This is a genomic window from Desulfamplus magnetovallimortis (genome assembly GCF_900170035.1).
In the GTDB taxonomy this organism is placed as follows: domain Bacteria; phylum Desulfobacterota; class Desulfobacteria; order Desulfobacterales; family Desulfobacteraceae; genus Desulfamplus; species Desulfamplus magnetovallimortis.
On record NZ_LT828575.1, the window covers coordinates 1 to 14,312 of the forward strand.

General features: G+C 41.1%; 10 protein-coding genes. 4 read left to right on the top strand and 6 right to left on the bottom strand.

From position 1 onward, the window contains the following. Nucleotides 1–434: response regulator (locus tag MTBBW1_RS26685; RefSeq protein WP_139786927.1), on the top strand; the 434-nt coding region annotated here is incomplete at its 5' end. Nucleotides 435–492: 58 nt separating this feature from the next. Here the strand turns inward: MTBBW1_RS26685 and MTBBW1_RS26690 are convergent. The 6 genes from MTBBW1_RS26690 to MTBBW1_RS26715 all read right to left on the bottom strand — a co-directional run bounded on the left by MTBBW1_RS26690 (nucleotide 493) and on the right by MTBBW1_RS26715 (nucleotide 8,065). Beyond that, a complete protein-coding gene (locus MTBBW1_RS26690) occupies nucleotides 493–828 on the bottom strand; it encodes a hypothetical protein (RefSeq protein ID WP_080809916.1) in 336 nt (111 codons plus the stop codon). A gap of 359 nt (nucleotides 829–1,187) precedes the next feature. Beyond that, on the bottom strand, nucleotides 1,188–1,988 hold the full coding sequence (locus MTBBW1_RS26695) for a lipase family protein (protein ID WP_186441740.1): 801 nt from the start codon (nucleotides 1,986–1,988) through the stop codon (nucleotides 1,188–1,190). A 554-nt stretch (nucleotides 1,989–2,542) separates the two neighbouring features. Then, nucleotides 2,543–3,829, bottom strand: coding sequence for a phosphate ABC transporter substrate-binding protein PstS family protein (locus MTBBW1_RS26700; protein ID WP_080809923.1), 1,287 nt, complete (start codon nucleotides 3,827–3,829; stop codon nucleotides 2,543–2,545). A 168-nt stretch (nucleotides 3,830–3,997) separates the two neighbouring features. Then, complete coding sequence (locus MTBBW1_RS26705; RefSeq protein ID WP_186441741.1) at nucleotides 3,998–4,960, bottom strand: cache domain-containing protein; 963 nt, start codon at nucleotides 4,958–4,960, stop codon at nucleotides 3,998–4,000. Nucleotides 4,961–5,016: 56 nt separating this feature from the next. Further along, the gene (locus MTBBW1_RS26710; RefSeq protein WP_186441742.1) at nucleotides 5,017–5,580 is read right to left on the bottom strand and encodes a methyl-accepting chemotaxis protein; all 564 of its coding nucleotides are present in this window, start codon (nucleotides 5,578–5,580) and stop codon (nucleotides 5,017–5,019) included. Further along, nucleotides 5,555–8,065, bottom strand: coding sequence for a cache domain-containing protein (locus MTBBW1_RS26715; RefSeq protein ID WP_186441743.1), 2,511 nt, complete (start codon nucleotides 8,063–8,065; stop codon nucleotides 5,555–5,557). Before MTBBW1_RS26715 ends, MTBBW1_RS26710 begins: the two co-directional genes overlap by 26 nt. 763 nt (nucleotides 8,066–8,828) lie before the next feature. Between MTBBW1_RS26715 and MTBBW1_RS26720 the strand changes: the two genes are divergently transcribed. From MTBBW1_RS26720 to MTBBW1_RS26730, 3 genes are all read left to right on the top strand, one after another. Then, nucleotides 8,829–10,154 (top strand): PhoH family protein, encoded by a 1,326-nt coding sequence (locus MTBBW1_RS26720; RefSeq protein ID WP_080809935.1) that lies wholly within the window; start codon nucleotides 8,829–8,831, stop codon nucleotides 10,152–10,154. Between the two features lie 151 nt (nucleotides 10,155–10,305). After that, on the top strand, nucleotides 10,306–12,117 hold the full coding sequence (gene nadN, locus MTBBW1_RS26725; RefSeq protein ID WP_080809937.1) for an NAD nucleotidase: 1,812 nt from the start codon (nucleotides 10,306–10,308) through the stop codon (nucleotides 12,115–12,117). Between the two features lie 493 nt (nucleotides 12,118–12,610). Continuing rightward, nucleotides 12,611–14,185, top strand: a complete 1,575-nt coding sequence (locus MTBBW1_RS26730; protein ID WP_186441744.1) for a PAS domain-containing sensor histidine kinase — start codon at nucleotides 12,611–12,613, stop codon at nucleotides 14,183–14,185. Nucleotides 14,186–14,312 lie beyond the last annotated feature (127 nt).

The window sequence follows — 14,312 nt, forward strand, 5'->3', positions numbered from 1 at the left end:
CAGAGAACTCTATCATTCAATGTTCAGATTTTTCAGCCAAAATACTCTTAGTTGAGGATAATGCAGTTAACCGCAAGCTCGCCGAAAAAATGTTATATAAAATGGGGCACCATGTAGTTTCCGCGGAAAATGGCAAGATTGCCCTTGACAGACTCAAGAAAGAACAATTTGATCTTGTATTGATGGATGTGCAGATGCCTGTTATGGATGGGTTGTCGGCATCTCTTGCCATCAGGGATAAAACTTCAGATACTCTTGACCCTGATATTCCGGTAATCGCCATGACCGCCCACGTCATTGAAGGCTTTCAGGAGAAATGCCTTCAAAGTGGCATGAACGATTACATAGCCAAACCAGTGCGTCCAGATGCCCTCCAGAGTATTGTAAAGAAATGGTATGGGTATGCAAAACGACAGCCCCTTATGGCCTCCTGAAAGCCGGAAAAGATTAAAATTAGGAAGCTCACTCTTCTATTCAGTTTTTTTTGAGATATCAATTTGCTGAACCATTAATTGATTGATTGTTAATTTCAATTCTGAATTCTGCAAGTCTTTCAGAAATCTCTCTTTTGTTATTGAAACTTCTTGCCGCATCTGCAAGTCCTTCAAATCTCAGGTTCACTTCCGTAAAGCCATTCAGGGCTGTATCAATTTCTTTTTGAAACTCCTTCAGCAAAGAAGAACGGGATAGAATCTCATCACGTTCCTTTAATGCCTCTGCAAGAATGGTGTCAACACTTAAGGTGCTGAAAGAGCCTTTTCCGACACACGGAATATCATAGTCACTGACATATTTTTCTGATGTACCACTTAATGATAACATTTGCATTAATTACCTCCATACGGTTTTATCGGGATTAATTTGCTTTGCTTTATCAAACTGAAACCAATATAACCGAAAAAGATTAGAGAATAATTACACTGGTATTAATATTGTATTAAAATCAGTAAAGGCAGTTTTTATACTCAAATTCGACACTATAATCTTATGAGCCTTGTCAATAATATCTGAATCAGGATATCCAGGATTAACAAGATAAGGCAGGATTATTTATCCTGAGCATCCTATTTATCCTGAGCATCCTATTCATCCTGGTTATCTTGATTCAGACAAATTCCGCAACTGCAAAAAAGTAATAAGATGTCAATTTTGAGTTTTTAATTATATTGCTATGTATTGGAGGGCTTTTATAATTGAACGGTATAGTTAAGCGGGGAGTGGTCTGCAAGAAAACCTGGTGCCTGGAACCAGGAACGTTGTGAATCAGAGGCTGATGGATTGGCAAGGTAACAGGGTTGTCCCACATGCTGAATAGCCGGAAACGGAGGAACCCCTGCAACAATGTCCCTGGGGGTCACCACACGGTAAATCCCGATATCCTTTGTGGACTCAATAAAATCCCTGTTGCCCATTCTGGGAGAACCGAAAGTATAAACAGCCTCTGGTTTTTTCAGGGAAGCGGCCAGTACTGCCAAGGCACCTCCCAGGCTGTGGCCTGTGTAATATACAGGTTCGGAGATGAAATCAAGCTGATGTTGAATTGCCTCCCAGGCGTCCATAAGGATTAACTTGAATCCCCTGTGAACCTCTCCTCCTGACGGCCATGGAGACAAAGTGGCATGAAGGTTGAAATACCAGTTGGAAAATCTGCCCTGTGTACCTCTGAAAACAAGAACAGAAAATTGGTCTTCATGGTAAGAAGATGTTTTAATGATGGCACACTGAACATATTTCCCGTTAAAAAACCACTTCTCCTCCAGCCCCATTTTGTTTAAATAATAATTTCGGGCTTTGGTCTGCTGCTCAATGTCGATTTCATTGAAACCTTTTACATAGATCAAACGTGAAAGCTCTGATAACCACCAGGCATTGGTTCGGCTGAACCCCCTTTTTCCTGTTTCAAATGGTTGTGGATTTTTTTCCGGAAAAAAATCCACCGCTTTTCCCGGACTGAAAACTGATCTCCATGCGTAGCTGTAAGCCATCATACTCTTGAACCCCGATGTCATCTCAATGCTAAAATGCAAATAACGGCGAATTTGCCGTCTGAATTTTGTAATTTATGACAAAAAGGGTTATGGCGTCAAGGTAATATTAGCATTATGTTAGATTTATGTTTGATCTTTATTAAAGTCTCAAAATACCACAGGCGACGATTTTGAGTAGAGATAAAGAGATCCTTCATATCAAATCATAATTAGTTTACACTTTTCAAAAAAGTGTAAACCGACAAATGAAAGATGCCGAGATAAAATCAAATTATCATAAGAGTGGAGATCCTGCCACAGAATCTGTGGCAGGGTGGAAATGTTGACAGATGACAAGCAGGTAAGTTTTATGGAGAGTGGTGCAGAAAGATTGATTAATTCTCAAAGTTGACACATATGATCTTGTAAGCCTTGTCAACACTGTCTGAATCAGGATTCCCAAGATTAACAAGATAAGGTAGGATTATCTATCCTGAGCATCCTGGTTATCCTGGTTATCCTGGTTCAGACAACTGCAAGAACTTCTGAAAAAGCAATAAGATGTCGATTTTGAGTTAATTGGTGATGTTATCTTTTCTCTGAATCTTTTTTTCCATCATTTGAATAACCGGGTAGGCAATAGAGGAATAAACAGGTTCAATGTTATGGAGCTTCTGGAATCTGATGTAGGCATTCAGCGACCTTGGTCCCCATATTCCGTCAATGGCACCAACTGAGTATCCCAGACTATTCAGGTATTGCTGAACCAGCATTACTTTTTGCTGTGAATCCATGCTCTCGAATCTGCCATGGGGAGACAGGGATTCTCCAGATAGCGACAGAACAGATTCACAGGGAGGGCATTCTGGACATGGAGTTGATTCCCGACATGATGGACAGGGAGGACAGGACGCTGACTCATTGCATGCAGGGCAGGGAGGACACTTTTTGTGATCAAAAGAGGGAACCGGTTCCGGACATGGTTCAGTTTTTGAAAAAGAAGACAGAGATGTTGCCGGAAGATAAACAGAAAGGTATCCTGCCTTTTTCACAGCATGTTGCCCCAGAGTGGGTTCAAGCATGTAGTTGATAAACCTTTTAAGTTCTCCGGTGGGCCACCCCCTGGTAAACATGAACAGGGGTCTGGAAATTGGATAACTTCCATCCACAGCGCTTTTTTCAGAACCGATGATACCGTCAACAGCAAGTGGTTTCACAGAATTATCAAGATAACCGATGCCGATGTAGCCTATGGCATCGGGATTATCCATTATGGCTTCTTTCACTTCCCCATTGGAGGATTTCAGTTGAACGGCTGGAGTTATTTCACTATCTCCCATCACCTTTTCTTTCCAGACTTCATATGTGCCCGATGAAGTATCCCTTGAAAGAATTGATATGGGAGCATCTTTTCCACCAACCTCTTTCCAGTTTTTGATCTCACCGCCATAGATCGCTTTAAGGTACTCCATGCCGATACCCTTAAGCGGGTTACTTTTGTGAACAACAGGAAGAATACAATCATAGGCGACTCTGAAGGGAATGGGGATAGCACCTTTTTCATAGGCCATTTTTGCCTCCTTATCTTTCATGAAACGGGATGCATTGGCAATGTCTGTGGTGCCGTCAATCAGGGCTTTTATCCCATGACCGGAACCGGTGCCCTCTGTTACTATTTCCACATTTTTGTGGGTCTGCATGTATGTTGCTGCCGCTTCCTGGGCTATGGGAAATACGGTGGTTGAGCCCTGAATCCGTATTATCTCTTTTGCAGTTACAGCAAATGGGAATTGAATAAGAAGAGTCAGAAAAGCTACAAACAAAAATTTTTTTATCGGGAATATAATTTTCAATAACGACATAAACACCCTCTTTTATTAAGATACTTTATTAAGATACTTTACCGTGAAAATGGATACAAATTTTCATATTCGGGGGTGGCTGAATCTCAGCCATGTCCGTTTATTAAGATACTTTATTAAGATACTTTGCTAAGATACTTTGCTAAGATACTTTGTTAAGATAATTTGTTAAGATACTTTATGAATTTTTCGGTCATCGGCCACGTTGTATTTGAGGTCTGTCTTTTTGAGATCACTCTTTTTGCTATTAATTGTTTGCGTAGAGTTTTTCAATGACCTAATTTTCTGCTGCTCTTTCATTTGTTTTGTCATTTTCAAGGATATCTCAAGGCTGTTTTGCATCCTCAGTATGGATTTTGCCAACTGCCTGATTTCCTGACCTCCCTTGACTTCAATGGTGTTATTGAAATTTCCCTGACCAATGGATTCCGCAGCATCCTTAATAGCTAAAAGTGGAGCTACGACTCTCCTTGAAATCATCTTTGCGCTGAAAAGGGTACTTATAGCAAGTGCCGCTAAAAGCATTACCGAGATTTGAACAAGTTGTCTGAGCATGCTCTTTTCAAGCTCTTTCTCTTTTTGTGCAAGCACATGCTCAATATCGTTTATTGACATGCCTGCACATACAACCCATTTCCATTTTTCAAAATATTTATAATGAACCAGCCTGGTAATTAAACCATTGCTACCTTCGGACATCTCTTTATACTGAATAACCCCTTCACCGGATGATGTTGCTCCATTAATGATCTGCTGGATGTAGGGGGTACCTTCAGCATCGCTTAAATCCATTTTAACTTTTCCCAAAAAATCCGGATTTTCGGGATAGACCCAAAACATGCCATCTGTATCAACAACAAAAAAATGGTTTTGATTATTTTCACCAAACCGCATGTCGCTCAATGCATTTTGCGCTGGTTCATAAAAATTTGCCGTGGCCAGCACCGAGTATGCCCCTGCCACAAGATCCCTGAGATTGTTTTTCCTCTCGCTGAGAAGAAGATTGCTCAAATGTTCCATCTCCGCCTTGCTGTTATAATAAAGAGAGTAGGTGGATACCCCAGCGCAAAGGGTTCCCAGTATAACCATGCTTCCGATAATGAAAAGATTAATTTCCCTTGATAATTTCATACATACGTCCTTTAGATTGTGGCGGCGAACCGCCATGTCCATTATGCTAAAAAGTATTATATTTTAAAACATATCACCATGTTATTGATTTTGTCCGCCAGTCTTGCGAGTTCCGAAGCACTGATATTCACCTGTGAACTGCCGGCACTCATCTCCTGGGAAGCTTGATTTACTTCGGAAATGTCCCTGGCAATATCTGTTGCAACTACTGTTATTTGACTCACATGCTCACTCATTTCTCTAATCCCCAAAGCAGCCTGGTTGGCATTATTTGATATTTCATGGGTTGTGACAGACTGTTGCTCAACAGCTCCGGCAATATTGGCTACCACCATATTCACTTCGTTGATTACCTCGACAATCTCATTGATTGCGGCAATGGTATGAGTGGTTGATATCTGAATCTTTGAGATTTTTTCAGCAATATCTCTTGTTGCAACAGCCGTTTGCCCCGCAAGATCCTTGATTTCGTTGGCCACCACATTGAACCCCTTTCCAGCAACACCTGCCCGGGCAGCCTCAATGGTGGCGTTAAGAGCGAGCAGATTGGTCTGTTCGGAAATATCGTTAATGCTCTCAGTAACTCTTCCAACCTCATCTGCGGCCTGGCCAAGGGCCATCACATTTTGTGATACAATTTGAGTTTTTTTTAACAGCGTTTTCGGTTGTTCTACTACCACTTGTAGTATTGTCGGCAATCTCTTTGATACTTGCTGACATCTCTTCAATTGCAGCAGCAATCATCTGGACATTGCTTGTTGCCTCCTCTGCTGCTGATGCCATTGAGAGCATTCCGGAACTCATCTCTTCAACAGCGCTGGCAACTGTATTTGAGCGGTCAGCAGTCTGTTCTGAACTGCTTGTCATCTGCTGGGAAATGGCTGACAATTCTGTTGAAGAAGAGGTCAAAGTATTAACGCCTGTGGCGATATCACCGAACATATGGCGCAAATTTGAGGAGACCTCATTCAATGCACGGGCAAGAGTTCCGATTTCATCCTCTCTTTTGACATCAATGGTCTTGGTCAGGTCACCATCGGAGAGATATTTGGCCAGATTAACCCCTTTGTTAATGGGAAGAGTTATGGAACGACTTGTAAAAAGGGCAAATCCAAACAGAAAAATCACTGTTACAGCACTCACCCCAGCCATTAGATATTTTATGGAAACAATTTCAGAGAAGGCTTCAGATGTGCTGATCTCTCCCACAAGCGCCCAGGTGAAATGCCCTATCTGCACAGGAGCAAAAGCCGAAAGTACACTATTGCCTTTATAGTTTGTGATTATCTCTTCTCCCTGATTGCCCGAAAGGGCTTTGCGTACAGAATCTGTGTCAACCTTTCCGGTTAGCGGATCTGCAAATGATGCTTCAACAGAGTGGTGTGCAGAATCCAGGAATGTATCAGAACGCATGAGCTTGTCATTACCCACAAGATATGTCTCTCCGGTTTTTCCCATGCCGGAGCGTTCCTGCATAATGTCATTTATTGCATCAAGGGAAAGCTGCATGGCAACTATTAGCTCCACCTCATCGCCATGAAGAAGAGGCTTGGCAATAAAAGCTGCTGGTTTGTTATTGCTCGGTGCATAGGGTTCAAAGTCAGAGAGACCAAACTCTTTTGTTTCAAAGACCCTTGCTGCAAGTTTTCCCAATCCACTCTCGGCATATGGTCCATTGAACATGTTGGTTCTGTAATCACTCTCTTTTGCTGCCGAGTAAAACAGATATCCCTGGTTGTTGATCAGAAAAAAATCATGGTATTGATATGTCTCGATATAGGTCTGGAAATAATCTTTTTCATTTGTGGTATCAGTTACATTGGCGATGGCACTGTTTGCCACATCAGTACTGACCTTGCCGGATAGTGCCTCCTCAAGGCTCTTTTTACTTATCACTGCCCAGGCAATATTTTCATTTAAAGTAACAAGGTCACTGACAACAAGTACCGGATTGCCGGCTGAATCGACAAACAGATCTTCCACAGAGTTTCCTGCCAGGGTCTTTTTCAGATAATCAGGCGCAAAGTCAGTAAGATCTCTTCCTATCACATAAGTACCATTTCCCATGGTTTGCATGTCGCTGCGAAATTCTATGCGATCGCCATCAAAAGCTGCAAGATATGTCTCTCCGCTTATGCCAAGGCCTTCACGCTGCTGTACCAAGGCATTTATACTGTCACCTGCTATTTGAAGGGCAACTACTGCGATAATTTTTCCTGCATCATCGTGTACCGGAGCTGCTACAAACATGCTCTCTTCTATTTTTTTCCCGCTAGCATATCCCTTTGCTTCTGCACCTACAGATATATCGACTTTTGTCTCACTTTTCCCTGTTTTTATTTGCTTGTTGTCATCAGCAATAAATTGCGAAACAGGAGAAAAATCTTCAATCGCAATGTTGTTGGAACTCATTACCTTTTTCCATGCCCTGGCAATACCTTCCTCATTAAAAGGGGGTTGTGAGAGATGAACAAACGGCTTGCCACGACCAGGTTTATAACCATAATGGTAAAGGATAACACCTTCATCTGCACTGATGATAAAAAGATCCTTATAAGTTGTATAATCCACAACAGCTCCAAAGGACACTTCATGGTTCAGCCATAATCCCTGATACATATCGTCAATTTTTGCGGAAACCGTTGAAAATTCACTCGCATATTTCTGGTTTTGAAAGGCGGATTCGTTTGCAGCTTCATAAATGGAATTACTGTCAAAAAATGTTTGAAATTCATGGTAGGCAAAAAAAATCTCTTCATTGGTGGAAAGCTGACTTATATCATGCTCTATCTGTTTAAAGATCTTCTCCAGCTCCGTTTTTTTCATTTGCTGAATGGTTGAAAGATGATCAAATGCTGATTTTTTCATCAGGTCAATTTGTTCCACCATCATGCTCATATCATTAGTACATGCGCCGAAAAATTGTTCAATTCTGTTCTTTTTGATATCCCTTACGGCATTCAACTGGTTATAAACAGTATTTGAAAGCGCACTGGATGCCTTGTTAACAGAAATAACCCCTGAAATAAAAAGGGGTAACAGACCGGCAGCCATAAATATCAGAACAAATTTGACACCTAATTTAATTGTCCCGATTTTTTTCATAGTCTTCTCCCTCAGTGTAGTCATTAAGTTTAAACTTATGGACAATTTAAACTGTAGATAATTTTTCAACATGTTCCCCAATGATCCATTTCAATGAAAACAGAGAGCATGCTTAATTTCCTGGGCAATATAAACGAAGAATATTAGGGAATGATTATAAATGAGTTAATTTTATATGATAAAAATCTGGATGCTTCATATATCCTCAAAATCTACACCTATAACATCTTGAACCTTGTCAATACTGTCTGAATCAGGATTCCCAAGATTAACAGGATAAGGCAGGATTATCTATCCTGAACATCCTATCCATCCTGGTTATCCTGATTCAGACAAATGCAATAACTACTGATAAAGCAGTAAGATGTCGATTTTGAGTATATCAATAAAAGTACTTTACACTTTTGGGGCGAGATTCCCCAAAAATGGGACTTTGCATCAGGAAAGTGTAAACCGGAAAATGAAACATACTAAAAGGCAACCCAAAAATTTGTTCCTTTCTAATGAAATTTTAGCCTGAACATAACATTGAGCTAACATTTGTGTAGTATTTTTTACCGATATAATCGTGCAAACCGTTCAGTGTGAAGGTTTACAAGTCAGTGTTGTGTCCATTTCAGTGTTGTGTTCATTGGCATTTAACCAACATGGCGATTCACCGCCACAAATGAAGAGATGAAAGTCTTTTTAAAAACAGTCACTTACTGAGACTTTCATATAAAAAAACGGAACTTTAAAATCTATCCAACCAACGGAGAACTCCATGAAAAAAAAGTTTGTTCTTGACACCAACGTCATTCTCCATGACAGCTCGTGTATTTATCAGTTTGAACAACATGACATCTTTATTCCCATTACGGTGATTGAGGAGCTGGACAGGTTTAAAAAGGGAAAGGATATCATAAACTGCAATGCAAGGGATTTTTTAAGAACTCTGGATTCTTTAAGCAGTGACAAAATTTTTAATGGCGGCATTCCCATTGGTGAAAACAGAGGCAAAATATCCATTGTAATTGACGGAGAAATCCATGACACAATCAAAAACAGCTTTGCAGGCGGGAACTCGGATAACAGAATTCTAAATGTCGCCTATCAACTGGCAGAAAAAAATAAGGATGAAGCACAACAAATTGTGCTGGTCTCCAAGGATGTCAACCTGAGATTAAAGGCTCGATCCATTGGCCTTCAAACTGAAAATTACCAGAATAACTATGTGGCCAACCTGTCAGAAATTAATACTGGAATCAGAATTCTTGAAGGAGTGGAGAGTTCAATCATAAAGGAGATGTACTCAGAGCCTTTTCATGTGGAATCCATGCGTCTAAACGGAAGCAACCCATTTATGGCCAATGAGAACCTTGTTCTTAAAAATGGCAGTCTTTCTGTTCTCGGCGTTTACGACAAGCAGGCCGACACGATCAAACGTCTTGAATCAAGGCTCTGTTACGGCATAAAGGCGAGAAATGCGGAACAGATTTTTGCCCTTAACGCCATGCTGAACCCAGACATTCCCTTAGTGACAATATCCGGCAAAGCAGGTACAGGGAAAACCCTTCTTGCCCTGGCAGCAGCACTGGAGATGAAAAAACAATATCGCCAGATATTTCTTTCCAGGCCCATCGTTCCTTTGAGCAACAAGGATATCGGATTTCTTCCAGGAGACATCAACTCCAAGCTTGATCCATATATGCAGCCTTTATATGACAACCTTTTGGTACTACAGAACCAGCAAAATGACGGGAACGGCCAGAATAACAAAATAAAGGAGCTTATTGAAAATGAGAAAATCGTCATAACACCTCTCTCATATATTAGAGGGCGAAGTATTGTCCGGGTCTTCTTTATTGTTGATGAAGCCCAGAACCTGACACCCCATGAGGTGAAAACAATAATTACGCGGGCAGGGGAGGGGACCAAGATTGTCTTTACAGGAGATATCTACCAGATTGACCATCCCTATCTCGACAGTCAGACCAATGGACTTGCATATATTATCGACAAGATGAAGGATCAGCCACTCTATGCCCATGTAAATCTGCACAAGGGTGAAAGATCCCATCTTTCCGAACTGGCTTCCAGAATTTTGTGATCAAACCGCAATTGATGATTTTGTAAAAAAAATTTGAATCCACTAAATTATAGCAAATAATTTCAGTATGTTATGTTTTTAATTTTGCCCAAACCGGACTTTTTGCGAAATCATCAAACAAATCCATTTACCATAAACCAGGAGAAAAATAATGAAACACATGGCGTATAAGTACAAGATTCCCGAAATTCTGTTGCTCCTTTTCAGCATGACAATGTTGTGGTCAGGATGTAACAGTGATGACGATTCAAGAATGACCCTCAAAATCATCCATATCAACGATGTCCACTCCAATCTGGACACGTCTGATATCGAACTCTCCTTTAACGGAGAGGCCACCGGATGTGAAGTCGGAGGGATGGCACGGATAGCAGCCAAGATTGCCGAGCTAAAGGAACCAAACAGAAACAACCTGGTACTGCATGCCGGCGATGCAGTACAAGGTACCCTTTACTACACCCTTTTCCAAGGGCAGGCTGATGCCGATGTCATGAACGCCATCGGGTTTGATGCCATGGCCATCGGTAACCATGAATTTGACGATGGAGATGAATGGTTGGCGGAATTTATTGGGATGATGGATACACCATTGATCAGCGCTAACATTGAAGTGTCAACGGGTAATGTGCTGGATGGCCTTTTTTCACCCTACGTGGTCACTGAAGTTAGCGGTGAAAAAATCGGCATCATCGGATTGACAATTGCCGGAAAAACCATGAATTCTTCTCAACCCAGTTCTAATATATACTTCAACGACGAAGTTATATCCACCCAGGCTGCCGTGAATGAACTCAAAGACCAAGGAATCGGAAAAATCATCGTACTCAGTCACTATGGTTATGGAAATGCACAGGATCTGGCAGCACAAGTCACCGACATCGATATCATCGTGGATGGTGATTCCCACACCCTTCTGGGAGATTTCAGTGCATACGGGCTGGAGAGCTCCGGCGAGTACCCCACAATGGTACAAAATCTGGATGGAGACACAGTTTGTGTGGTACAAGCATGGGAATACGGCAAAGTACTGGGAGAACTAAATGTAACCTTTTTAAATGATGTTCTGGAGAGTTGTTCTGGAAATCCCCATCTGATAATAGGCGACACATTTACCCGTCAGGACAGCGAAGGATACGATTATACGCTTGAAGGTGAAGAACTTGCCACTGTTCAGGCCATCATTGATTCAGAACCGAAGCTTGATATTACGGCTGATGATGAGTATTTGGCAGCCATCATCGCAACATATTCCTCCCAGGTGGATGCGTTGGGTGAAACCGTTATCGGCTGGGCAAATGAGGATTTGCTGCACAACAGAGTACCTGACCATGAATATAACGGCGTGACCTTACCCTTTGGAAGTGACATCGCACCCATTGTGGCCAAGGCTTTTTATGAGCAGGATCCCAATGCTGACATCTGCATCCAGAATGCAGGAGGTGTCCGCATCAGTATTTTTGAGGGACAACTCACCTATGACACGGCATACACGCTGCTTCCTTTCTCCAATACACTGTTTGAAATAAAAATGTACGGTTCTGAAATCAAGCAAGTACTTGAAGATGCCATTGAAAACATCGTTCAAGGTGGCTCCACTGGCTCATTCCCCTACTGCTATGCCTTGAAATACGATGTTGATACCACCCAGCCATACGGCAACCGAGTGTATAATCTGGAATTCAAGGATCGGATAACCAAAACCTATTCTAATCTTCAAAATGACAGCATGTACGTTGTTGTCACCAATAACTATATCGGTGCAGGCAAAGACGGATATACAACATTTGCCACGGTACAGCAAGAACGTGGAGAAGGAACCGACACCTACCTTGATTATGCCCTCTCATTTGTCAACTATGTCAAAGAGCTTGCGGCTGCCGGAGAAGGTTTAAAAGCGCTTCCATATGAGGATCACTGTATAAAGAGCTATATTTCCACCGAGGATGAGACAGACAATCTTTAACGTTGATTTGGGAATCTGTGTTAAGGAACTTACCCATTTATTTTAAAACACAAAACGATTTTACCGTGGAAATAGATACATTATTTCCATGATCGGGGGTGGCCGGACTCCGGCCATGACGGTTTACTTTTATTAACTTTTCAAAATCAATATTTTGATATATTTTTGGGCAGCTCTTGCATTGATCTGAATCAGGATAACCAGGATGAAAAGGATGTTCAGGATGAATAATCCTGCCTTATCATGTTAATCCTGGGTATCCTGATTCAGACAGTGTTGACAAGGCTCTAAAGATCATAGGTATCGACTTTGAGTAATCCAGGATATCCTGATTCAGACAATTTGTAGAAGCGAATGTTCTTTCAAGGTTTAACTGACAACTGCTTCTTAAAAATTAAAATGTCGGGTGATTTTATAGGCAATGCAAAGGTTGGATCTTTTTCCTACCCGACAATCAAACCTTGAAAGAACACTACAATCAAAGGTAAAATCAATGCAGCAAAAGCCTACATACGAAGAACTGGAAAAAAGAGTACAAAAGTTGGAGCAGGTAGAAAATGCTCTACAGAAAAGTGAAGAGCGCTTTTCCCTGGCCATGGAGGCCTCAAAAGACGGAATATGGGACTGGAACTTAACAACTGGAGATATTTACTGTAGCCCTGGTTTAACATCCATGCTTGGATATAATGCTACCGATGTTGTAAAAAATGTAGATGACTGGCAGGAACTCATACACCCGGACGACAAACAAGTAGCTTATCAAGCAAATTTCGACTGTGTTAATAATTTCACAGATTCCTTTGAAGTTGAATATCGCATGAAGACTAAGGATGGAGGCCTGAAATGGATTTTGGGACGTGGACAGGCTGTGTACAGAGACGAACATGGAAAAGCTGTTCGAATAATAGGCACCCATCAGGACATAACCAAAAGAAAAAAAGCGGAAAATGATTTGTACCAAAAAACGCTACTTTTGGAGCGGGTTATGGACAATTTATTCGACATGGTTTCATTGACGGATCTGGAAGGTCGATACACATTTGCTGCAAAATCACATGAATTGATCCTGGGATATTCCATTGATGAATTGATCGGACAAAATGTTATGGACTTTGTTCATCCGGATGACTTCCCACATATTATGGAAAGATTCATTGCGCTTTCAAAGAAGGCTGGGAAAGATAGAGTAGAATACAGATATAGACACAAAGATGGTCATTACCTTTGGTTTGAAACCGTCGGAGAGCTATTGTTGAATGAAAAAGGAGAACCAAAGGAATTTATTTTCAGCACCCGAGATATTACCGAACGTAAGCAGATGGAAAAAAAGCTTCTTCACAACAAAAAAGCAGAAAGCCTTTCCCGTATGGCTGGCTCTGTGGCTCACCATTTTAATAATATTCTTATGATCACTATGGGAAATCTTGAACTGGTACGTGAAGATTTACCCTCCGATCACCCTGTCATGGAAAATATCAATGAGGCTGAGCGTTCAGCAAGGCGAGCGGCTTCATTGAGTCAGTTGATGTTGACATATATTGGGCAGGACGCGAGAAAAAACCACCAGTGCGTAGAAATAACAGAGTTATGCCGAAGTCGAATTTTGCATTTAACCAAAAACTCATCTCAAAAAGTTAAAATCAATATCGAAATAGAGTCAAACTCTCTACTTGTAATGGCTGACGGATTACAAATTATGAGAGTTTTAGATATTATTTTGAAAAATGCGTTGGAAGCTTTGGAGGAAAAAAATATAAGAGAATTAAGCATCATAACGAAAAAAGTGTTGGCTTCTGAAATCAAAGGCGATTATATTTTTCCTGTTGATTTCCAACCATCGGAAGCCTCATATGCATCTATATCCATTGTGGATACGGGCAAAGGGATAGAAGATGACAAAATTGAATTAATTTTTGACCCTTTTTATTCAGAAAAATTCACGGGCAGGGGATTGGGACTTGCTGTTGCTTTGGGAATTGTCAGGGCACATAATGGATGTATCACACTTGAAAGCATTGTCGGAAAGAGAACTTGCTTTACAGTATTCCTTCCCATGTGGCTTGAATAAATTGTCTGAATCAGGATACCCTGGATTAACAGGATAAGGCAGGATTAAGTATCCTGAACATCCTGATTATCATGGTTATCATGATTCAGACAGCAAAAAAAGATAAGCTAACAAAGTAAGTAGTAAA